Annotated in this window: 21 protein-coding genes and 2 pseudogenes; 18 read left to right on the plus strand and 5 right to left on the minus strand. The window is 72.4% G+C overall.

From position 1 onward, the window contains the following. The first annotated feature begins 9 nt into the window (after positions 1 to 9). The 8 genes and pseudogenes from SVTN_RS30510 to SVTN_RS30545 all read left to right on the plus strand — a co-directional run. Positions 10 to 900, plus strand: a complete 891-nt coding sequence (locus tag SVTN_RS30510) for an amino acid ABC transporter permease (protein ID WP_052499385.1) — start codon at positions 10 to 12, stop codon at positions 898 to 900. Beyond that, a complete protein-coding gene (locus SVTN_RS30515) occupies positions 897 to 1640 on the plus strand; it encodes an amino acid ABC transporter ATP-binding protein (protein WP_041131983.1) in 744 nt (247 codons plus the stop codon). The genes SVTN_RS30510 and SVTN_RS30515 overlap by 4 nt, the downstream gene beginning before the upstream one ends. A gap of 91 nt (positions 1641 to 1731) precedes the next feature. Further along, complete coding sequence (gene pcaDC, locus SVTN_RS30520) at positions 1732 to 2991, plus strand: bifunctional 3-oxoadipate enol-lactonase/4-carboxymuconolactone decarboxylase PcaDC (protein WP_041131984.1); 1260 nt, start codon at positions 1732 to 1734, stop codon at positions 2989 to 2991. Between the two features lie 9 nt (positions 2992 to 3000). After that, positions 3001 to 3633 carry an MBL fold metallo-hydrolase gene (locus SVTN_RS30525; protein ID WP_041131985.1) on the plus strand — a complete coding sequence of 211 codons (633 nt, stop codon included), beginning with the start codon at positions 3001 to 3003 and terminating at the stop codon, positions 3631 to 3633. Between the two features lie 39 nt (positions 3634 to 3672). Then, on the plus strand, positions 3673 to 4452 hold the full coding sequence (locus SVTN_RS30530) for an exodeoxyribonuclease III (RefSeq protein WP_041131986.1): 780 nt from the start codon (positions 3673 to 3675) through the stop codon (positions 4450 to 4452). 67 nt (positions 4453 to 4519) lie between these two features. Further along, complete coding sequence (locus SVTN_RS30535; RefSeq protein ID WP_041131987.1) at positions 4520 to 4963, plus strand: DUF6278 family protein; 444 nt, start codon at positions 4520 to 4522, stop codon at positions 4961 to 4963. A 149-nt stretch (positions 4964 to 5112) separates the two neighbouring features. Next, positions 5113 to 5607 (plus strand): annotated as a pseudogene (locus SVTN_RS30540) (amino acid ABC transporter ATP-binding protein); the annotation flags it as partial. A 32-nt stretch (positions 5608 to 5639) separates the two neighbouring features. Next, positions 5640 to 6170 (plus strand): annotated as a pseudogene (locus SVTN_RS30545) (ABC transporter permease subunit); the annotation flags it as partial. Between the two features lie 47 nt (positions 6171 to 6217). Here SVTN_RS30545 and SVTN_RS30550 read toward each other — a convergent pair. Further along, positions 6218 to 7765 carry a CocE/NonD family hydrolase gene (locus SVTN_RS30550; RefSeq protein WP_041131988.1) on the minus strand — a complete coding sequence of 516 codons (1548 nt, stop codon included), beginning with the start codon at positions 7763 to 7765 and terminating at the stop codon, positions 6218 to 6220. A 96-nt stretch (positions 7766 to 7861) separates the two neighbouring features. Further along, positions 7862 to 9070 carry a tetratricopeptide repeat protein gene (locus SVTN_RS30555; RefSeq protein WP_041131989.1) on the minus strand — a complete coding sequence of 403 codons (1209 nt, stop codon included), beginning with the start codon at positions 9068 to 9070 and terminating at the stop codon, positions 7862 to 7864. 163 nt (positions 9071 to 9233) lie between these two features. Between SVTN_RS30555 and SVTN_RS30560 the strand changes: the two genes are divergently transcribed. Further along, positions 9234 to 10499, plus strand: coding sequence for a cytochrome P450 (locus SVTN_RS30560; protein ID WP_174518299.1), 1266 nt, complete (start codon positions 9234 to 9236; stop codon positions 10497 to 10499). On the opposite strand, the gene SVTN_RS30565 is transcribed toward SVTN_RS30560, so the two are convergent. Beyond that, positions 10450 to 11184, minus strand: coding sequence for a hypothetical protein (locus SVTN_RS30565; RefSeq protein WP_041131990.1), 735 nt, complete (start codon positions 11182 to 11184; stop codon positions 10450 to 10452). The two genes, SVTN_RS30560 and SVTN_RS30565, sit on opposite strands and share 50 nt — an antisense overlap. A gap of 103 nt (positions 11185 to 11287) precedes the next feature. Here SVTN_RS30565 and ggt point away from each other — a divergent pair, with 103 nt between their 5' ends. After that, the gene (ggt, locus tag SVTN_RS30570; RefSeq protein ID WP_041131991.1) at positions 11288 to 13084 is read left to right on the plus strand and encodes a gamma-glutamyltransferase; all 1797 of its coding nucleotides are present in this window, start codon (positions 11288 to 11290) and stop codon (positions 13082 to 13084) included. Between the two features lie 4 nt (positions 13085 to 13088). Here the strand turns inward: ggt and map are convergent, their stop codons facing one another. After that, positions 13089 to 13856, minus strand: a complete 768-nt coding sequence (map, locus tag SVTN_RS30575; RefSeq protein WP_041131992.1) for a type I methionyl aminopeptidase — start codon at positions 13854 to 13856, stop codon at positions 13089 to 13091. A gap of 52 nt (positions 13857 to 13908) precedes the next feature. Here map and SVTN_RS30580 point away from each other — a divergent pair, with 52 nt between their 5' ends. After that, the gene (locus SVTN_RS30580) at positions 13909 to 14163 is read left to right on the plus strand and encodes a helix-turn-helix domain-containing protein (RefSeq protein ID WP_041131993.1); all 255 of its coding nucleotides are present in this window, start codon (positions 13909 to 13911) and stop codon (positions 14161 to 14163) included. On the opposite strand, the gene SVTN_RS30585 is transcribed toward SVTN_RS30580, so the two are convergent. Continuing rightward, on the minus strand, positions 14160 to 14816 hold the full coding sequence (locus SVTN_RS30585; protein WP_078908563.1) for an NAD(P)-dependent oxidoreductase: 657 nt from the start codon (positions 14814 to 14816) through the stop codon (positions 14160 to 14162). The genes SVTN_RS30580 and SVTN_RS30585 overlap by 4 nt on opposite strands. Before the next feature lie 61 nt (positions 14817 to 14877). Between SVTN_RS30585 and SVTN_RS30590 the strand changes: the two genes are divergently transcribed. From SVTN_RS30590 to SVTN_RS30620, 7 genes are all read left to right on the plus strand, one after another. Beyond that, positions 14878 to 15273: a winged helix-turn-helix transcriptional regulator gene (locus SVTN_RS30590; protein WP_078908564.1), complete on the plus strand. Its 396-nt coding sequence runs from the start codon at positions 14878 to 14880 to the stop codon at positions 15271 to 15273. 10 nt (positions 15274 to 15283) lie between these two features. Beyond that, positions 15284 to 15664 carry a PPOX class F420-dependent oxidoreductase gene (locus SVTN_RS30595; protein ID WP_041131994.1) on the plus strand — a complete coding sequence of 127 codons (381 nt, stop codon included), beginning with the start codon at positions 15284 to 15286 and terminating at the stop codon, positions 15662 to 15664. Positions 15665 to 15754: 90 nt separating this feature from the next. Then, complete coding sequence (locus tag SVTN_RS30600) at positions 15755 to 17083, plus strand: hypothetical protein (protein ID WP_041131995.1); 1329 nt, start codon at positions 15755 to 15757, stop codon at positions 17081 to 17083. Positions 17084 to 17283: 200 nt separating this feature from the next. After that, a complete protein-coding gene (locus SVTN_RS30605) occupies positions 17284 to 18126 on the plus strand; it encodes a nitrilase-related carbon-nitrogen hydrolase (protein ID WP_041131996.1) in 843 nt (280 codons plus the stop codon). Further along, positions 18123 to 19406, plus strand: a complete 1284-nt coding sequence (locus SVTN_RS30610; protein ID WP_041131997.1) for an aspartate aminotransferase family protein — start codon at positions 18123 to 18125, stop codon at positions 19404 to 19406. The genes SVTN_RS30605 and SVTN_RS30610 overlap by 4 nt, the downstream gene beginning before the upstream one ends. Positions 19407 to 19425: 19 nt before the next feature. Next, the gene (hydA, locus tag SVTN_RS30615; RefSeq protein ID WP_041131998.1) at positions 19426 to 20829 is read left to right on the plus strand and encodes a dihydropyrimidinase; all 1404 of its coding nucleotides are present in this window, start codon (positions 19426 to 19428) and stop codon (positions 20827 to 20829) included. Positions 20830 to 20839: 10 nt separating this feature from the next. Continuing rightward, positions 20840 to 21856: a TIGR03842 family LLM class F420-dependent oxidoreductase gene (locus tag SVTN_RS30620; RefSeq protein WP_041131999.1), complete on the plus strand. Its 1017-nt coding sequence runs from the start codon at positions 20840 to 20842 to the stop codon at positions 21854 to 21856. Positions 21857 to 21908 lie beyond the last annotated feature (52 nt).

Below are 21908 nucleotides of genomic sequence, written 5' to 3' on the forward strand. Positions count from 1 at the left end.
GGCCCGACCGTGGAACTCACGAAAACCGCCGTGTCGCCGGCACCGGACGACGACACCCACCGGCCCAGCGAGCACGAGCTGGAGCGGCGGCGCTTCCGCCGCTCCCGCCGGCGCCGCCACACCTGGATCTCCGCCCTGTGCACCGTCCTGGCCCTGGTGGCACTGGGCGCGGGGGCGGTCGCCTCGCCGGGCTGGGAGCGGGTCCACAGCCTGTTCCTTGACGGCGCCGAGCTGCGGGCCGCGTTCCCCGAACTCCTCAAGGGCTTCTGGCTCAACATCCAGATGTTCCTCGTCGCCGAGGTGCTGATCCTCGTCCTGGGGCTGCTGATCGCCCTGGTGCGGGTGACCCGCGCGCCGGGCCTGCAGCCGCTGCGGCTCGCCGCGACCGTCTACGTGGACGTCTTCCGCGGGGTGCCGACCCTGCTGCTCGTCTTCCTCGTCGGCTTCGGCCTGCCGGCCCTGCAGCTGCAGGGCACCCCCTCCCAGCCCTGGGTGCTCGGCGTGATCGCCCTGGTCCTCTCCTACGCCGCCTACGTCGGCGAGGTGTTCCGGGCGGGACTGAACTCGGTGCACCCCGCGCAGCGCAACGCCGCCCGGGCCCTCGGGCTCAACCAGCGCCAGACGCTGCGGCACGTGGTGCTGCCGCAGGCGGTGCGCAACGTCGTCCCGCCCCTGCTCAACGACTTCATCGCGCTGCAGAAGGACACCGCGCTGGTCGCCGTCCTCGGCCCGCTGGAGGCGCTGCGCGCCGCGCAGATCAAGGCCGACTACGACTTCAACTACACCCCCTACCTGGGAGCGGCTCTCTTGTTCATCGCGGTGACCATTCCGCTGACCCGCTTCGCCGACCGGCTCCAGCGGCGGGCCGCGGAGCGCACCTGGGCGGGGGCGGTCCGATGAGCCGGCCGCTGCTGCGCATCCGCGGACTCCGCAAGCAGTACGGCTCGCGCCCGGTGCTGCGCTCGATCGACCTGGACGTCGCCGAGCACCAGGTCGTCTGCCTCATCGGCGGCTCCGGCTCGGGCAAGTCCACCCTGCTGCGGTGCGTGGACCTGCTGGAGGTCGTCGACGACGGCACCGTGCACCTGGGCGACAGCGAACTGACCGACCCCCGCCTGGACCCCGACGTGGCCCGCAGGCGGATCGGCATCGTCTTCCAGGCCTACAACCTGTTCCCGCACCTGAGCGTGCTGGACAACATCACGCTCGCGCCCCGCCAGGTCCACGGCGTGCCCCGCAAGCAGGCCGAGGCACGGGCCCTGGAGCTGCTGGACCGGCTCGGCCTGGCCGACAAGGCGCGCGAGCACCCCGACCGGCTCTCGGGCGGGCAGCAGCAGCGCGCCGCGATCGCCCGCGCCCTGGCCACCGAACCGGAGCTGCTGCTCTTCGACGAGATCACCTCGGCCCTCGACCCCGAGCTGGTCGGCGAGGTCCTGGACGTCGTCGCGGACCTCAAGCAGCGCGGCCTGACCATCCTGATGGCCACACACGAGATGGACTTCGCCCGGCATGTCGCGGACCGGGTCTGTTTCCTGGAGGACGGCGTGATCGTGGAGCAGGGCACCGCGGAGCAGGTGCTGACGGCCCCGCGGGAGGCGGCCACCCGGCGCTTCCTCGCCCGCGCCCTCGACCGCTCCTAGGGCCGGTTCCTCCGGATCGCCACGAGGGGCGGAACCCTCCAGACTCGACCCGGCGCTGTGCGGGACGGCGGGAGATGAGAGGGTCTTGCGGGTGAGCGAGACACCGACGAACACCCTGCAATACCGTGTCGACGGGCGCGAGGACGCCCCGGTCCTGGTCCTGGGACCGTCCCTCGGTACGACCTTCCACATGTGGGACCGGCAGATACCGGAGCTCACCCGTGACCGGAGGGTCGTCCGCTTCGACCTCCCGGGGCACGGGGGCGCGCCCGCGGAGCCCTTCAGCTCCGTGGCCGAGCTCGGCGACCGGCTCCTCGCCACGCTCGACGCGCTCGGCGTCCAGCGCTTCGGCTACGCCGGCTGCTCCCTCGGCGGAGCCGTCGGCCTCGACCTCGTCCTCCGCGCGCCGCACCGGGTCGCCTCCCTCGCCCTGGTCGCCACCTCGCCCCGGTTCGGCACCGCCGACGAGTTCCGCCAGCGGGGCGTCATCGTCCGCACCAACGGCCTGGAGCCGATGGCCCGCACCGCCCCCGAGCAGTGGTTCACGCCGCTCTTCGCCGGCGCGCAGCCCGCCATCGTCGACTGGGCCGTCCAGATGGTCCGTACGACCGACCCCGCCTGCTACATCGCCGCCTGCGAGGCCCTCGCCGTCTTCGACGTCCGCGAGGCCCTCGGCAGCATCGGCATCCCCGCCCTCGTCCTCGTCGGCTCCGAGGACCGGGTCACCGGCCCCGCCGAGGCCCGCACCCTGGTCGCCGGCATCGCCGACGCCCGGCTCGCCGTCGTCCCCGGCGCCTCGCACCTCGCCCCCGTCGAGCAGCCCGCCGCCGTCACCGACCTGCTCACCGAGCACTTCTCCGGCATCGCCCCGGAGGCGAGCGGCACCCTGGCCGTGCCGCCGCCGCCCGTGCCGCCCGTTCCCGCCGCCGAGCCCGCCCCGGCCGCCCCGGAGGCCGAGCCCGCCGAGACCGGCCGGCCCGACCCGTACGAGAAGGGGCTCGGGCTGCGCCGCGAGGTCCTCGGCGACGCCCATGTCGACCAGGCCCTCGCCGACGACCCCGACGGGGCCTTCCAGGAGCTCGTCACCCGCTACGCCTGGGGCGAGGTCTGGAGCCGCGAGGGCCTCGACCGGCGCACCCGCAGCGTCGTCACCCTCACCGCCCTCATCTCCGGCGGCCACCGGGAGGCCCTCGCCGACCACACCCGCGCCGCCCTCCGCAACGGCCTGTCGCCCGAGGAGCTCCGCGAGATCGTCCTCCACGCGGGCGTGTACTGCGGCCTCCCGGCCGCCGAGACGGCGCTGCGGGTGATCACCCGCGTCGTCACGGAGGAGACGACGCCCCCGGCGTAGCCTGGGCCCGTGAAGCTGACGAAGAAGTCCCATGCCTGCGTGCGGCTCGAGAAGGACGGCCGCACGCTCGTCCTCGACCCCGGCATGTTCACCGAGGAGGACGCCGTCCTCGGAGCCGACGCGCTGCTCGTCACCCACGAGCACGCCGACCACTTCGACGAGACCAGGCTGCGGGCCGCCCTGGACGCCAACCCGGCCGCCGAGATCTGGACGCTGCGCAGCGTCGCCGACCGGCTCTCGGCGGCCTTCCCGGGGCGGGTGCACACCGTCGGGCACGGCGACGCCTTCACGGCGGCCGGCTTCGACGTCCAGGTCCACGGCGAGCTGCACGCGGTGATCCACCCGGACATCCCGCGCATCACCAACGTGGGCTACCTCGTCGACGGCGCCGTCTTCCACCCCGGCGACGCGCTCACCGTGCCCGACCACCCCGTCGACACGCTGCTGCTGCCCGTCATGGCCCCCTGGAACAAGATCTCCGAGGTCATCGACTACGTGCGCGAGATCAAGCCGCGCCGGGCGTACGACATTCACGACGCCCTGCTCACCGACCTCGCCCGGCCCATCTACGACCGCCAGATCGGCGAGCTCGGCGGCACCGACCACCGGCGGCTGTCCTCCGGCACCTCCGCCGAGGTGTGATCGCGCCGACTGTCACACCCCGCCAGTAGGCTTGCGCACATGCGCATCGCCACCTGGAACGTCAATTCGATCACCGCCCGGCTGCCCCGGCTCCTGGCCTGGCTGGAGAGCAGCGGCACCGACGTGCTGTGCATCCAGGAGACCAAGTGCGCCGCCGAGCAGTTCCCCGTCGAGGAGCTGCGCGCCCTGGGCTACGAGTCGGCGGTCAACGCCACCGGGCGGTGGAACGGCGTGGCGCTGATCTCCCGCGTCGGCCTCGCCGACGTGGTCACCGGCCTGCCCGGCGGCCCGGAGTACGACGGGGCGGAGGAGCCCCGGGCGGTCTCCGCGACCTGCGGCCCGGTCCGCGTCTGGTCGGTGTACGTGCCGAACGGCCGCGAGGTGGCCCACGAGCACTACGCGTACAAGCTGCGCTGGCTCGAGGCGCTCAAGGCGGCCGTCGCCCAGGACGCGGCGGGGGAGCGCCCCTTCGCGGTCCTCGGCGACTACAACATCGCCCCGACCGACGCGGACGTCTGGGACATCGCCGTGTTCGAGGGCGCCACGCACGTGACGGAGCCGGAGCGGGCCGCGCTCGCCGGGCTCCGCGAGGCCGGCCTCGCGGACGTGGTCCCGCGCCCCCTCAAGTACGACCACCCGTTCACGTACTGGGACTACCGCGCGCTCGGCTTCCCGAAGAACAAGGGCATGCGCATCGACCTCGTCTACGGCAACAAGCCCTTCGCCGAGGCGGTCTCCGACAGCTATGTGGACCGCGAGGAGCGCAAGGGCAAGGGCGCCTCGGACCACGCGCCCGTCGTCGTCGACCTCGACCTCTGACGCCGGGTCACGAAGATCACCGCGCGCCGGGTGGTCGACCGCCAGGTGTCGGTGCGACGCTGTTCGGATGAACATTCCCTTTCTGGACAGCTGGCGCAAGCGGCATGAGTCCGAGCCCGCGGACTCCCCCCTGGCCGCGGCCTTCGACCGCGACCCGGAGGGGGTGGCCGAGCTCCTCTCCGAGTGCGAGCTGCTGCGTTCCCGTGTCGAGGAGGCCGGGGTGGCCCTGGACGACACCCCGCGCTCCCTCCAGGAGCTCGACCAGCTGTCGCCCCGCTGGCGAAACGATCCGGAAGAGCTGCCCTGGTTCGGCAACGACGCCGGGCTCTACCTCGGCACCGTGATCGTCCGGAACGTGCCGGGCGCCCGGTGGCAGGTGTGGCCCGGCGGCGGACCCGTGGTGCGGCTCGCCTCCGGCCGGGAGATCCAGGTCGTCGAGGCCGGTCTCGACTGGGCGATGACGGGCGCGCCGCAGCTCTCCCAGGTGTACGCGGAGGCCTCCGAGCACTGAGACCGCGCCCGCCCCACAGCGCACCCGCGCCACCCTCTCGCAGTAAATACGGCTTATTCCCGTTTCATGCGTGTCGGGCGTGAAGTCCTTTTTCTCCTGGATAGTTTGCGCTGACCGCGACACCGCTGAGAAATGGGGCAGGGCAGCGCATGGCCGTCGTCGATCCGCTGATCGAACTGCGTGGCGTCAACAAGCACTACGGCACGCTGCACGTCCTCCAGTCCATCGACCTCACCGTCGGACGCGGGGAGGTGGTCGTGGTCATCGGCCCCTCCGGGTCCGGCAAGTCCACCCTCTGCCGCGCGATGAACCGGCTGGAGGGCGTCGAGTCGGGCGAGACCGTCATCGACGGCCGGCCCCTGCCCGAGGAGGGCAAGGCGCTCGCCCGGCTGCGCGCCGACGTCGGCATGGTCTTCCAGTCCTTCAACCTCTTCGCGCACAAGACCGTCCTCGCGAACGTCTCCCTCGCACAGATCAAGGTCCGCAAGCGCAAGAAGGAGGAGGCCGACCGGCGTTCGCGCGAACTCCTCGAACGGGTCGGACTCGCCGCACACGCCGACAAGTACCCGGCCCAGCTCTCCGGCGGCCAGCAACAGCGCGTGGCCATCGCCCGCGCCCTCGCCATGGACCCCAAGGCCCTCCTCCACCCGGCCAACTGAGGACTCCCACCGCTGACATGGACGTACTGACAGACAACTTCTCCCTCTACTGGGAGGGGTTCCTCGGCACCGTCGAACTCACCGTCTACGCCTCGGCCCTCGCCCTCGGCTGCTACACCTCCGCCTTCATCTGCGAGGCACTGCGCTCCGGCATCAACACCGTCCCGCGCGGCCAGGGCGAGGCCGCCTACGCGCTCGGCATGCGCAAGACCCAGGTGATGACGTACGTCCTGGTGCCGCAGGCCGTCCGCGCGATGCTGCCCGCCATCATCAGCCAGCTCGTGGTCGCCCTCAAGGACACCTCGCTCGGCTTCCTCATCACCTACGAGGAGTTCCTGCACGCCGGCAAGCTGATCGCGTCCAACCTCGACTACGACCTGCCGTTCATCCCCGTCGTACTCGTCATCTCACCCGTCTACATCGGAATGTGCATGCTGCTCTCCTGGTTCGCCACCTGGGTGGCCCGCAAGGAGCGCCGCAGCCCGAAGACGAAAGCCGTGGAGGTCGCCCCTGCCGAACCGCAGACGCTGCTGCCGGGACAGCAGTAGGAGGCGTCACGCCTCCCCGGCCACACCCGCCCGGCAGCAGCCGGTGATCACTCCGCCCGCAGCGGGACCGACACGTACGAGGGGTCGGCCGTGGGGGAGGAGAAGGTCAGCTGCGCGCCGGTCGGGTTGTGCTCGATGTAGAGCGGGTCGACGGTGTCGACGACCAGCGCGAGCCGGTGCCCGGCCGGGACGTCGTACGCCGTCGAGAAGAGCTCCAGATCGACGCCGAACGGCTGTCCCGGAGTCCGGTCGTGGAAGGTGTACGGGGCGTTGCTCACGAGCTTCCCGAGACCGAGCGGGCCCACGTCGTAGAGGTACGCGACGAGGGTGCCGCTCTCCTCGGTGGAGCTGACCGTGGTGTGCACCTTCACCGTGCCGCGCACCCGCTGCGGGGCGTCGTACCGCTCCGACTGCCAGACGCCGGCGAAGGCGCGGGGGAGGAGGGGGATCGAGGCGACGGGCGGGGCCTGGAAGAACTGGTCCAGGAGGTTGGAGAGCATGACGACCCCGCCGTTCGCGCCGGAGTCGACGTTCGCCCAGATCCGCTGCGTACCGCCGAGGTCGAACTTCAGCCGGTTCGCGTCGAGGGACTTCCAGTCGGGGTAGCCCTCGTAGCCGGCGTCGGACCGCGGCTTGAGCCGGACGGGCTGCTCGCGGTCGATGCCGTTGTCGGCGCCCTTGAGGTAGTGGTCGAACCAGCGGTGGGCGCTGGTCCAGGTGTCGTTGGGCAGACCGAGGAGGCCGGTGGCCTCGGCGGTGGCGTGGTCGCCCGGACGGAACTCCAGGCGCTTGGGGCCGGTGAGCTTCTCGTAGAAGCTCGCGTACTGGTTGGGCGGGAAGATGGTGTCGCCCCAGGCGTTGCCGAGCATGATCGCGGCGCCGTTGGCGTTGATCCGGTCGAGCTGCTCGACGGCGGAGCGCTTGCGGCCCCAGGCGATCATGTCCTCCTCCTTGGCCAGGTTGGAGGAGAGGAAGTCGCCCAGGATCTGCTTGAGTTCGGGCCCCGGGCGGCCGGTGAGGTAGCCGGCGCCGCCGAGCAGGGCGGCGGCCTGGAGGTGCTGGGTGCGGCCGCTGTAGATGGACTCGATGAGGTCGGCCCAGCCGCTGAGCGCCGCGACGGCCTTGATCCGGGGGTCGTTCGCGGCGGCGAGCAGGCTGATCCCGGCGCCGTACGAGACGCCCGCCATGCCCACGTGGTCGGGGTCGGACGGGGTGTTGGCCAGGGCCCAGTCGATCACCTTGGAGGCGTCGGCGATGTCCTTCGGGCCCGCGGTCTCGATCTCGCCGCCGGACTGCCAGAAGCCGCGCGAGTTGTAACTCACCACGACGTAACCGGAGTCGGCCAGCTTCTGGGCCTGGGCGAGGTACTCGACCTGGGGCACGGCCCAGCTGGTGGGCAGCACGATGACGGGGTAGCGGGCGGCGGAGTCGCCTCCGGCGGGGGTGACGACGTTCGCCTTGAGGACGGTGCCGCCGTCCCCGGCGATGTCGACGAAGCGGATGGAGGTGTCGGCGGCCTGGGCGGTGGGCGCGAGCCCGAGGGCCGTCCCGGCCACGAGAGCGGCCGAGACGGCGAGGGCCAGGGATGTGCGCACGGGGCACTCCTCACTGGGGGCACTGTTGGGGGGCAGTGAAGTGAAAGTGACCCGACGGTAACCGGGGTGCTTTACCCATGGTAACTGGTCGGTAAGTTACGTGCGGGTAACGATTGGTGCGTCGCCCTGGAGGGCGGTGGCCTCCGCGAAGTCCGCGTGCGCCTCCTCGTACCGCTTGACGGCGAGGAGGAACATGGACCGGTCGGTGAGGGCGCGGGCGAGGGCGGCCGGGTCGGTGGTCAGGCGGCGGGCGAGGGCCACGCCCTCGTCGAAGGACGGGCGGAGCGACTCCTCGGTCCGGCGGCCGGACGCCTCCCAGAGGAGAGCCCGGCGGACGGTCAGACGACGCTGGGCGACGATCAGTCCGGGGAGATCGCCCGACTCGCGCAGGGCGTCGGTCTGCCGTTCGAGGGCGGGGATCGAGGCGAAGTGCTCCTCCCGTATGTCGGGAGACCACCCGTGGACCAGGTGGACCCCGAACGCCGGCAACGGGGCCTCGGGAGTCGCGGCCGGTTCCGCCGACCGGCCCGAGAGGGAGAGGAGGGTGACCCACCAGGCCTGGATGTTGCTCCAGCTCACCGGCTCCCCGCCCTCTGCGAGACGGGCGAGCAGGGCCAGCGCCTCGCGCCGCGCGGCGGCCTCCTCGGCCCGGCGCCCGGCGGCTCGGAGCATCCGGGCGTACTGCTCCAGCTTCCACACCAGGGAGGCCAGTGGGCCGCGGTCCTCCGCCGCCCTGTGCCGGTGGTCGTCCACGACGCGTGCGAACACCTCCAGGGCCTCCTCGTGCCGTCCGGCCGCGTCGAGTTCGGCCGCCCACTCGATCAGCGTCCACTCGGACACGTCGTCCCCCGCCCCGGGCACGATGTGCCGGCCGTACAGCTCGGCCGCCTCCCCGTGCCGCCCCTCCTCGGCCAGGACGACCGCGAGACGGCTGTACCGGCCGGCCTCCGCCAACTCCTCGCAGACCGCCAGCCCTTCGGCCCGTCGTCCGACGGCGAACAGCGCGTGCTGGTAGCCGTGCAGGGCGCGGTTCAGGCGCTCCTCCCCGTCCGGCACGTCCGCGCCGAACCGCCGTGCCGCGTCCACCGCCTCGCCGTACAGGACCACGTCGAGATCGGGATCCCTGAGCTCATTGGCCCGCTCGACCAGTGCGTCGAACAGCTTCGGCAGATACGCCCGCGGGCTCGCCGTCGCGAGCACCCGGTATGCGTCCAGCCGCTCCCGGAGGCTCGGCTGCTCCGACCCCAGCAGCAGTACCCGCGCCCGCAGCACCGCGTCCTGGCTGAACTTCTCTGCGTTCCCCATGTGCCCCCTGTTCTCCGTGTGATGCGACGACGGAGATTCTGGGAGTCGGGGGACACCCCGGACAAGGCTCCCGAACTGTGCGTTCCGTCCTACGAAAAACGGCTCTGACCTGTCATGATGGTGACGTCTTCACCCCTGGATCACCCCGGACGGGAGGCGCACGGTGGGGGACCCGAGCGACGTGCCCGACGTACCCGACGTCTTCGACCCGCGGATCTACGCCGCAGGCATCCCGCACGACCGCTTCCGCGCCCTGCGCGACCTGGCCCCCGTCGCCCGGCAGGAGGAGCCCGAGATCCTCGGCTGGCCCGCCGGATCGGGGTTCTGGGCCGTCACCCGGCACGCCGACGTCGTCCGGGTGCTCAAGGACTCGGGGACGTACTCCTCGCACCTCGGCGCCACCCAGATCCGCGATCCCGACCCCGCCGACCTGCCCTTCATCCGGCGCATGATGCTCAATCAGGACCCGCCGGGCCACGGGAGGTTGAGGCGTCTCGTGAGTCGCGCCTTCACCCCTGGCCGTATCGAGCGCTTCGCCGCGACCGCACGCGACCGGGCCCGCGAGCTGCTCGGTGCCGCGTTCGCGGGCGGCGGCGAGGTGGACCTCGTGCGGGCCGTCACCGACGACTACGCCCTGCTCAACCTCACCGACCTGCTCGGGATCCCCGCGAGCGACCGGGGGCTCCTGCACACCTGGACCGAGCGGGTCATCGCCTACCAGGACCCCGACGAGCCCCCGGTCCTCGACGGCGAGGGGCGGCCGGTCAACCCCCGTTCGCCCGCCATGCTCGCCGAGATGTTCGACTACGCCCAGGAGCTCGCCGCGTACAAGCGCGCGCACCCCGCCGACGACGTCATGAGCACCCTCGCCGCCTCCGAACTCGCCGACGCCGAGCTGGAGATGTTCTTCTTCCTGCTGACCGTCGCCGGGAACGACACCGTCCGCAGCGCCGCCCCCGGCGGGATCCTCGCCCTCGCCGAACACCCGTCGGAGCAGCGGAGGTTGTGGGGAGGAGAGGTCTCCATGGACACGGCCGTCGACGAACTCCTCCGCGTGCACCCGCCCGTGCTCTCCTTCCGGCGCACCGCCGCCCACGGCACCGAACTCGCCGGGCAGAAGATCCGGGCGGGCGACAAGGTCGTCGTCTTCCACGCCTCCGCCAACCACGACGAGCGCGTCTTCGCCGACCCGCACCGCCTGGACCTCGGCCGGACCCCGAACCCGCACGTCTCCTTCGGCGACGGCCCGCACGTCTGCCTCGGCGCCCACTTCGCCCGGCTCCAGCTCCGCGTGTTCTACGAGGAGGTGCGCGCGGCCTGCGGCGGGCTCGAACCCGCCGGACCGCCCCGGCGTCTCGTCTCCAACTTCATCAACGGCATCAAGTCGCTGCCGGTGCGGCCGTCGGCGCCGTCCGCGCCGCGCTCGTGACGTCGGCCACCAGCTCCACCACATCGGGGCCGTACGCCTGCGAGTTGACCACCCGGAGGAGCAGGACGAAGGAGCCGTTCGGGCCGTACTTGCCCGTCAGCGCCTTGTGGTGGCGGGCCAGGTACCGCGCCGCGGCCTGATTGGTGACCGCGGCCTGGCCGCAGAGCAGGAACACAGGCCGGCTGCCCTCACCGCGGGTGAGGCGCGCGAGGACGACGTACTCGTCGACCCCCCACTGCGGGCGGTAGGTCTCACCCGCCACGGTCAGCATCCCGCGGTCCTCGCGCGGCTCCTGTTCGACGTTCATCGTGAGGCCGGGCAGCAGGTTCGGCAGATGGGCTGCCATGCGCCGGTTGGAGTAGGGTCCGCCGATGCAGAACTCGGCTATCTCCCCGAGGCCCTGACGTGCCGTGTCGTGCTGCACCACACGGGGCCGCGCCCCGCAGTCCTTGATCAGCGCCGACAGTTCGAGCAGCGCCGACACGTCGGTGGCGTGCACCCCCCGCTCGCTGCCGGACAGACGGTTCACCACCAGCAGACACTCCGCACCGGAGGGCAGCCCGAAGAAGGCCTGCTTGCGGCGCAGACGCCGCTGCCAGACATAGGTGCGGGTCAGCCACCCGAGGGAGCCGCTGACGCCGGTGGCCAGGACCCCGAGCACCACGTTGCGCAGGTCTTCATTCATAGGCGCGCATGCTAGCGGCGATCCGGCCTTCAGTTCGAGGCGTTCTTACGGGAGGCGGCGCGGGAAGTTACGCTGCGCGGACGGTCGTTGACTGGAGGTAGGAATGCGTCGCTCCGCCGCTGGCAAGGTCTCCCTTCTCGCCGTCGCGGCGACGGTGCTCTCGATGGGTGCCGCCGCGCCACCGAGCACCGCCCCGCCGTCGGTGAAGGAACCCGTCGCCGTCGGGTACGGCGGCGCCGTCGCCAGTGTCGACGCCGACGCCTCGGCCGCCGGCATCGAGGTGCTCCGCAAGGGCGGCAACGCGGTCGACGCCGCCGTCGCCGTCGCGGCCGCCCTCGGCGTCACCGAGCCGTACTCGGCGGGCATCGGGGGCGGCGGCTACTTCGTGTACTACGACGCGAAGAGCCGTACCGTACGGACCATCGACGGACGCGAGACCGCACCCCGCACCGCCGACGCCGGGCTCTTCACGGAGAACGGCAAGCCCATCCCCTTCGAGGAGGGTCAGACCAGCGGCCTCGGCGTCGGCACCCCCGGCACTCCCGCCACCTGGAAGACCGCCCTGGACGCCTGGGGCAGCAAGCGGCTCGGCGCCCTGCTCGAACCCGCCGAGCGGCTCGCCCGGGACGGCTTCACCGTCGACCCCACCTTCCGCTCCCAGACCGCCGCCAACGAGGCCCGGTTCCGCGACTTCCCGGCCACCTCCGAACTGTTCCTGCCCGGCGGCCGGTTGCCCGTGGTCGGCAGCGTCTTCAAGAACCCCGACCTGGCCCGTACGTACGAGACGCTCGGCCGCGAAGGCGTCGGCGCCCTCTACAAGGGGCCGCTCGCCCGGGACATCGTGAACACCGTCCGTACGCCCCCGCTCCGTGAGGGCGCCACCCGGACCGTACGCCCCGGCGATCTGACGGAGGCCGACCTCGCCGCGTACCGCACCGAGTCCCGCAGGCCCACGAAGGTCTCGTACCGGGGGCTCGACGTCTACAGCATGGCCCCGTCCTCCTCCGGCGGTACGAGCGTCGGCGAGGCCCTCAACATCCTGGAGGGCACCGACCTCTCGGCGGCCTCCCAGGCCCAGTACCTGCACCGTTACATCGAGGCCAGCCGCATCGCCTTCGCCGACCGGGGCCGCTGGGTCGGCGACCCGGCCTTCGAGTCCGTGCCGACGAGCGGCCTGCTCTCCCAGCGGTTCGCCGACTCCCGGGCCTGCCTGATCCGCGACGACGCCGCCCTCACCAGCCCGCTCGCCCCGGGCGACCCGAGCAGCCCGGTGCCGTGCGCGAGCGGCGGGACCGCCGCCCCGACCACGTACGAGGGCGAGAACACCACCCATCTGACGGTGGCCGACAAGTGGGGCAACATCGTCGCCTACACCCTCACCATCGAGTCCACCGGCGGCAGCGGCATCACCGTGCCCGGCCGGGGCTTCCTGCTCAACAACGAGCTGACCGACTTCTCCTTCGCCCCGGCGAACCCGGCCGTCCACGACCCGAACCTGCCCGGCCCCGGCAAGCGGCCGCGCTCCTCGATCTCCCCGACGATCGTCCTCGACCCGCACGGCCGGCCGGTCCTCGCGCTCGGTTCGCCGGGCGGCGCGACCATCATCACCACGGTCCTCCAGACCCTCACCGGAGTCCTCGACCGGGGCCTGCCGCTCGTCGACGCGATCGCCGCGCCGCGCGCCAGCCAGCGCAACCAGGCCACGACCGAACTCGAGCCCGCCCTGTGGAACAGCCCGTTGAGGACGGAGCTCGAGGCCATCGGGCACGGCTTCCGGCAGAACCCGGAGATCGGCGCGGCGACCGGCGTGGAACGGCTCCCCGACGGCCGCTGGGTGGCGGCGGCGGAGACCGTGCGCAGGGGCGGCGGCTCGGCGATGGTGGTGAGGCCCGCGTCCTGACCGGCTACGGGGCGGTGAGGACGCGCGGGCCGTCGTCCGTGATCGCCACCGTGTGCTCGGCGTGGGACGCGCGCGAGCCGTCGGACGTACGGATCGTCCAGCCGTCCCGCGCCGTGTAGTGCTCGTCCGTGCCGCCGCCGATGAGCATCGGCTCGATCGCGAGCACCATCCCGTGGCGCAGCTTCATGCCCCGGCCCGGGCGTCCCTCGTTGGGGACGCCCGGGTCCTCGTGCATGGCGCGGCCGATGCCGTGGCCGCCGAAGCCGTCGGGGATGCCGTACCCGGCGGCCCGGCAGACCCGGCCGATCGCGTGGGCGATGTCGCCGATGCGGTTGCCGACGACGGCCGCCGCGATGCCGGCCTCCAGGGCCTCCTCCGCCGCCGCGATCAGCCGGGTGTCCTCCGGGCGGGCCGGGCCGACCGTGAAGCTGACCGCCGAGTCGCCCGCCCAGCCGCCCAGCGTCGCCCCGCAGTCCACGGAGACCAGGTCGCCCGGGGCGAGCCGGGTCCCGTCCGGGATGCCGTGCACGATGGCGTCGTTCACGGAGACGCACACGACCGCGGGGAACGGCACCGGGGCCCACTCCGGGTGGTAGTCGAGGAAGGGCGAGCCGGCACCCGCCTCCGTGAGCACCTCGCGCGCGGCGCGGTCGAGCTCGGTGAGCGCGACGCCGGGCGCCGCCTTCTCTCGTACGGCCGCCAGGGCACGGGCCACCACCCGGCCCGATTCACGCATGGCCGCCAGGGATTCGTTCGTCTTGATCTCCACCATAGCCAATTACTATACCGGTATAAGTATGGGGGGCCGGTATTAGCATGGGGGCATGGTGCGCACACCCCTGACCCCCGAAGAGCGCGAGCGCGGCGAGCGCCTGGGCCTGCTCCTGCGCGAGGCGCGCGGCGGGCGGTCCATGGTGGAGATCGCCGCGGCCGCCGGTCTCTCCGCCGAGACCCTCCGCAAGATCGAGACCGGCCGGGCCCCGACCCCGGCCTTCTTCACCGTCGCGGCCCTGGCCGGGGTCCTCGGCCTCTCCATGGACGAGCTCGTGGTGCACTGCACCCTCGTCGGCGCCTCCTAGGACGACACCGCCAGCTGCACCCGGCTGTGGCGCGGGCGCTCGATCTCGTCCAGGAGCGCGAGCGCCAGATCGGCGTGGGCGATGCGGCCCGGGCCGTCGAGCACCGTGCCCACCGCCGTCCGGTAGCCGCCCGTCCGCTCCGCCTCCGCGTTCAGATCCATCGGCGGGATCACCATCAGCCAGTCGAGCTCGGGCCCGGCCTCCGCCGTGAGCAGCTCGAACTCGGCCACGTGCCCCTGGGAGAACGTCCGGTACTGCTCGGGGAAGTCGGGCGCGTCCATGATCCGCACCCCGGGGGCGGTCTCCAGGGTCGTGGCGATGCCCAGGGTGAGCAGCCGCCCGACCCCGGCCTCCGTGAGCCCGGCGACCATCGCCTTCGCCGCGGCCGTGAAGAAGTCGACCGAGGGCACGTCGAGCCGGACCGCCGCGTTCACCGCCGCGTCGTGGCCCGCGGCGAGCGCCGCCACCGAGGCCGCGTCCGTCGCGTCCCCCCGTACGAGGGTGACGCCCGCCCCCTCCAGATCGCGGTACGCGTCCGGGGCGCGGACCACCGCGGTCACCCGGTGGCCCCGGGCCACCGCCTCCGCCACGGCCGCCCGGCCGACCCGCCCGCCGGCACCGAAAATGACCACACGCTTGCTGTCGTTGTCCATGGCGGGACCGTAGAACGGGCACCCCTGGTTACTTCAACGGTACTGGGCTAGCGTCGACCGCATGACCGAGCAGCCGTCCCCGCAGCCGCTGAGCCCCTCCCTCTTCCACGACCCCGACTGCGGCGGACGCTCCGCCCAGCCCATCCGCGTCGGCGGCAAGTGGACGGCGATGGTGCTCCGTTGCCTGGAGGACGGGACGCCCCGCCGCTTCTCCGAACTCCGCGTCCCCCTGCACTGGATCACCCCCAAGGTCCTCACCGAGACCCTCCGCGCCATGGAGCGCGACGGCTTCCTCAGGCGTACCGTCCACGACGAGAACCCGCCCCGCGTCGAGTACGCCCTCACCGACCTCGGCCGCTCCCTCATCACCCCGCTCGACGCGGCCTGCGCCTGGGCGCGCACCCACGCCCCCGAGATCACCGAGGCCCGCACCGCGTACGAACGGGCCGCGTCCTAAGCTCCCGGGCATGATGCCCGAAGAGCTGCGGCGCGGCCGCTACGTCAGCCTGACCACCTTCCGGAAGAACGGCACGGGGGTCGCGACGCCCGTCTGGTACGCGGTGGAGGGCTCCGAGCTGTACGTGTGGACCCGCTCCGACTCCTGGAAGGTCAAGCGCCTGCGCAATGACCCCCGGGTCGAGGTCGCCGTCTGCGACCTGCGCGGCAACATCGCCGAGGGCGCCGAGCGGCACGCCGGTACGGGGCGGCTCGTGGAGGGGGAGGAGCTGCGCCGGATCCGGCGCCTGCTCTCGCGCAAGTACACCTGGCAGTACTGGCTGACCGACGTGCCCGCCATGATCGTCCGGCTCGGCAAGCGCCCGCACACCGGGATCGTCGTGACGTTCTGAAAACGGACCGTAGTCGTCCCGTAACACGACTGCGGTCCAATACCCGCGGACCGGAAGGTTCCAGTCGACGGCGGGGCAGGTGCGGAGCGCATGACGGTGTATCAACTCCCGGTGGAAGTCGCCACGTTCAGGGGCTGGCTGACGGAGCTCGTCGGCCGCCTCCGGCCGGACGGCGGCTGGTACGGGGTCTTCGCCGCACGCGATCCGGAGGGCCTGCGCGCCTGCCTCGACGGGGCCGACATCCTGCCCTGGGACGTCGTCGAGTCCCTCCTCCAGGACGCCCGGGAGGCCCTCGACGGCCCGTTCGCCGCCCGCGGCCGGATCCTGTACGCGGCGGCCGCGGGCGCCCACGACGGGCGGCCCGGCGGAGCGGAGGCCCTCGCCGAACGCCGGGACCTCATGGAGGACGAACGCCGGTACGCCGAGACCCGGAGCCGTGAACTCGCCGAGCGGCTGCGCACGACCCCGGACCCGGCGGAGGCGTCCCGCCTGGAACACGACCTCGCGTGGACCCGCGACGACCACGCGAGGGCGACGGCCCGCGTCAGGGAGCTGACGGGGAGGCTGGCCCGACTGGGGGCGACGACGCCACGGGCGGCGGGCCGCATCGAGGCGCCCGGAACCCGGACCGGAGCCGCCGGCCGGGCGGCGGGCGCGCAGCCGATCCCCGCCGCCGCGCCGCCCGCAGCCGCCGCGCGGCCCGGCAAGGCCAAGCGGCGGCCCCGGGGGGCCCGGTACGCCTGGCTGGAGGAGAGTGCCGAGGAGGTGGCGGAGGTGGTGGCGCCGCCGCCGGGCCTCCCGGCCAGGGGCGCGGCTCCCCGTGGGGCCCGGTTCGGCGGCGTCGCCGAACCCGTCGCCGCACCCGAGGTCCCCGCCCCGGACCCCGCCGAAGCCCTCCGCGCCGCGGCCAACGCGGTCTACGCCCTCCGGCGCCTCCGGTCGCAGGGCCGCAGCGGCGAGGCCCACGTGCTGCTCTGCGAGGCGCTCGAAGGACCCCCGGGCCGGTTGCCGGCCCTCGCGGCGGAGCTGCACCGGGCCGGTCTCGGCGCCGACTGGGCCACCCTGCTCTGGGAGGCGGCCTCGCTGCCGCCCGCCCGGCTCGCCGCCGTCGCGGGCGTGCTCGCCGACGCGGGCCGGGCGGCCGACTGCGAGCAGCTGCTCCGGCAGGGCGTGGCCCGCCCGGTCGAGGAGCTGGCCGGGGCGTGCGCCGCGCTGCACGCCGAGGACCACCACCGCGAGGCGCACGCCCTGCTCACCGCGTTCGTCCGCGCCCGCACCCCCGAGGACGGCGCCCGGCTCGCGGCCGCGGACCCGCACGGCCTCGTCCCGCAGCTCCTCGCCGCGGCCCGTGCGGTGTCCGCGTCCCGGGAGCGCGACCTGCTCCACGCCCTGCGGGTGGCGGGCCTGGCCGGGGCGTGACCCGGGGCGGGACCTTATCCGTACTGGTCAGTACGTGTCGGTACGTGTCCGACGTGGACCACTCGGGTATGAAACATGATCGACCCGACCGCTTCGCGGCGGCGGTCTTGCTCCGGGGTGTGACGGGGCTTACGTTCTCCTCCTACGCATCGCGTCTACGTGCGTAGAGGCTCTCTGACGCCGTGCCGAAGGAGCAGCTCATGACCGACGTCGTACGCGCCGCGCTCGTCCAGGCGACCTGGACCGGCGACACCGAATCCATGATCGCCAAACACGAGGAGCACGCCCGGGAGGCCGCCCGGCAGGGTGCCCAGGTGATCGGCTTCCAGGAGGTGTTCAACGCCCCCTACTTCTGCCAGGTCCAGGAGCCCGAGCACTACCGCTGGGCCGAGCCCGTCCCCAACGGGCCGACCGTCCGTCGGATGCAGGACCTCGCCCGCGAGACCGGCATGGTGATCGTCGTCCCCGTCTTCGAGATCGAGGACGCCGGCTTCTACTACAACACCGCGGCCGTCATCGACGCCGACGGCTCCTACCTCGGCAAGTACCGCAAGCACCACATCCCCCAGGTCAAGGGCTTCTGGGAGAAGTACTACTTCCGCCCGGGGAACGCCGGCTGGCCGGTCTTCGACACCGCCGTCGGACGGGTCGGCGTCTACATCTGCTACGACCGCCACTTCCCGGAGGGATGGCGCCAACTCGGACTCAACGGAGCCCAGTTGGTCTACAACCCCTCGGCCACCCACCGCGGCCTCTCCTCCTACCTGTGGCAGCTGGAGCAGCCCGCCGCCGCCGTCGCCAACGAGTACTTCGTCGCCGCCATCAACCGCGTCGGCATCGAGGAGTACGGAGACAACGACTTCTACGGCACCAGCTACTTCGTCGACCCGCGCGGCCAGTTCGTCGGCGAGGTCGCCTCCGACAAGGCCGAGGAACTCGTCGTCCGCGACCTCGACTTCGGCCTCATCGAGCAGGTCCGCCAGCAGTGGGCCTTCTACCGGGACCGCCGCCCCGACGCGTACGACGGGCTGGTGCAGCCGTGACCAGCCTGTACGCCCGGCACAAGGCCGTCATCCCCGACTGGGTCGCCCTCTACTACCGCGACCCCCTGGAGATCACCCACGGCGAGGGCCGCCACGTCTGGGACGCCGAGGGCCGCAAGTACCTCGACTTCTTCGGCGGCATCCTCACCACCATGACCGCCCACGCCCTGCCCGAGGTCACCAAGGCCGTCTCCGAGCAGGCCGGGCGGATCATCCACTCCTCGACGCTCTACCTCAACCGCCCCATGGTGGAGCTCGCCGAGCGCGTCGCCGGCCTCTCCGGCATCCCCGACGCCCGGGTCTTCTTCACCACCTCCGGCACCGAGGCCAACGACACGGCCCTCCTCCTCGCCACCGCGTACCGCCGCTCCAACCAGATCCTGGCGATGCGCAACAGCTACCACGGCCGCTCCTTCTCCACCGTCGGCATCACCGGCAACCGCACCTGGTCGACCACCGGCCTCTCCCCGCTGCAGACGCTGTACGTGCACGGCGGCGTCCGCGGCCGCGGCCCGTACGCCGGGCTCACCGACGAGCGGTTCATCGAGGCCTGCGTCGCCGACCTGGAGGACGTGCTCGGCCAGACCCGCGCGGGCGTCGCCGCCCTCATCGCCGAACCGATCCAGGGCGTCGGCGGCTTCACCTCCCCGCCCGACGGCCTCTACGCCGCCTTCCGCCGCGTCCTCGACCGGCACGGCATCCTCTGGATCTCCGACGAGGTGCAGACCGGCTGGGGCCGCACCGGCGACCACTTCTGGGGCTGGCAGGCCCACGGCCAGGCCGGACCGCCCGACATCCTCACCTTCGCCAAGGGCATCGGCAACGGCATGTCCGTCGGCGGGGTCGTCGCCCGCGCCGAGATCATGAACTGCCTCGACGCCAGCTCGATCTCCACCTTCGGCGGTTCGCCGATCACCATGGCCGCCGGCCTCGCCAACCTCTCGTACCTCCTGGAGCACGACCTCCAGGGCAACGCCCGACGCGTCGGCGGCCTCCTCATCGAACGCGTCCGCGCGGCGGCGGCCGGGGTCGCGGAGGTACGGGAGGTACGCGGCCGCGGCCTCATGATCGGCATCGAGCTCACCGAACCCGGCACCGACCGGGCGAACCCGGACGCGGCCGGCGCCGTCCTGGAGGCCGCCCGCGAGAACGGCCTGCTCATCGGCAAGGGCGGCGCCCACAACACCAGCACCCTGCGCATCGCCCCACCGCTCTCGCTCACCGTCTCCGAGGCCGAGGAGGGCGCAGCGATCCTCGAACAGGCCCTCAGGTCGCTCTAGTTGGCAGGGGAGTAGTCCCGTGAGCACCCGTACCCTCATCCGCGGCGGTCTCGTCGTCACCGCCGCCGACGAAGTCCACGCCGACGTACTGATCGAGGACGGCCGCGTCGTCGCCCTCGCCGCCCACGGCTCGGACGTCGCGGCCGGCTGGACCGCCGCCCGGACCATCGACGCCACCGACCGCTACGTGCTGCCCGGCGGCGTCGACGCCCACACCCACATGGAACTGCCCTTCGGCGGCACCTTCGCCTCCGACACCTTCGAGACCGGCACCCGCGCCGCCGCCTGGGGCGGCACCACCACCATCGTCGACTTCGCCGTCCAGAGCGTCGGCCACAGCCTCCGCGAAGGACTCGACACCTGGTACGCCAAGGCCGACGGCAACTGCGCCGTCGACTACGCCTTCCACATGATCCTCTCCGACGTCAACGAGCAGACGCTCAAGGAGATGGACAAGCTCGTCCAGGAGGGCATCACCTCCTTCAAGCTCTTCATGGCCTACCCCGGCGTCTTCTACAGCGACGACGGGCAGATCCTGCGCGCCATGCAGCGCTCCGCCGACAACGGCGGGCTGATCATGATGCACGCCGAGAACGGCATCGCGATCGACGTCCTCGTCGAGCAGGCCCTCGCCCGCGGCGAGACCGACCCCCGCTACCACGGCGAGGTCCGCAAGGCCCTGCTTGAGGCGGAGGCCACCCACCGCGCGATCCAGCTCGCCCGGGTCGCGGGCGCCCCGCTGTACGTCGTGCACGTGTCGGCCCAGGAGGCCGTGGCGGAGCTGGCGGCGGCCCGCGACAAGGGGCTGCCGGTCTTCGGCGAGACCTGCCCGCAGTACCTGTTCCTCTCCACCGACAACCTCGCGGAACCGGACTTCGAAGGCGCCAAGTACGTCTGCTCGACCCCGCTCCGCCCCAAGGAGCACCAGGCGGCGCTGTGGCGGGGCCTGCGGACGAACGACCTCCAGGTGGTCTCCACCGACCACTGCCCGTTCTGCTTCGTCGGCCAGAAGGAGCTGGGGCGGGGCGACTTCTCCAAGATCCCCAACGGTCTGCCGGGCGTGGAGAACCGCATGGACCTGCTCCACCAGGCCGTCGTGGACGGGCACATCTCCCGGCGCCGCTGGATCGAGATCGCCTGCGCGACCCCGGCGCGGATGTTCGGGCTCTACCCGCAGAAGGGCACCATCGCGCCCGGCGCCGACGCGGACATCGTCATCTACGACCCGCACGCCGTCCAGACCCTGTCGGTCGAGACCCACCACATGAACGTCGACTACTCCGCGTACGAGGGGAAGACGATCACCGGCCAGGTCGAGACCGTCCTGTCCCGGGGCGAGGTCGTCATCGACCAGCGGAAGTTCACCGGTCGCGCCGGACACGGCGTCTTCACCCCCCGCTCCACCTGCCAGTACCTGAACTAGGAGAACGACGTTGGACTTCGGACTCGTCCTGCAGACCGACCCGCCCGTCTCGCAGGTCGTCGGCCTGATGCGCCGGGCGGAGCGCAACGGCTTCCGGTACGGCTGGACCTTCGACTCCGCCGTGCTGTGGCAGGAGCCCTTCGTCATCTACAGCCAGATCCTCGCCAACACCACCAAGCTGCACGTGGGCACGATGGTGACCAACCCCGGGACGCGGACGTGGGAGGTGACCGCCTCCACCTTCGCCACCCTCAACGACATGTACGGCAACCGGACCGTCTGCGGCATCGGCCGCGGCGACTCCGCCATGCGCGTCGCCGGCCGCAAGCCCAACACCCTGGCCCGGCTCGGCGAGGCCATCGAGGTCATCCGCGACCTCGCCGAGGGGCGGGAGGCGGAGGTGGACGGCAACCCGATCCGCATCCCGTGGATCAAGAACGGGAAGCTGCCGGTGTGGATGGCGGCGTACGGCCCGAAGGCGCTCGCCCTGGCCGGGCAGAAGGCGGACGGCTTCATCCTCCAGCTCGCCGACCCCTTCCTCACCGAGTGGATGGTCAAGGCCGTCCGGGAGGCCGCGCGGGAGGCCGGCCGCGACCCCGACGCGCTCACGATCTGCGTCGCCGCCCCCGCGTACGTGACGGCCGACGACTCCCCGGCGGCGCTGGCCCACGCCCGCGACCAGTGCCGCTGGTTCGGCGGGATGGTCGGCAACCACGTCGCCGACCTCGTCGCCAAGTACGGGGAGCACTCCTCCATGGTCCCGGAGGAGCTCACCGCGTACATCAAGGACCGGCAGGGCTACGACTACAGCCACCACGGCCGCGCCGACAACCCCGACACCGCCTTCGTCCCCGACGAGATCGTCGACCGCTTCTGCCTCATCGGCCCCGCCGAGGCCCACATCGAGAAACTGCGGCACCTCAAGGAGCTGGGCGTCGACCAGTTCGCCGTCTACGACATGCACGACAACCGGGAGGGCACCATCGACGCGTACGGCTCCGAGATCATCCCCGTACTCACCGCCTGACCCGTACCCCCCGGGGCTCCTCCCACCCCGCACGGCCGTTCCGGCCCCCGCA

This window comes from Streptomyces vietnamensis (assembly GCF_000830005.1).
GTDB lineage: Bacteria > Actinomycetota > Actinomycetes > Streptomycetales > Streptomycetaceae > Streptomyces > Streptomyces vietnamensis.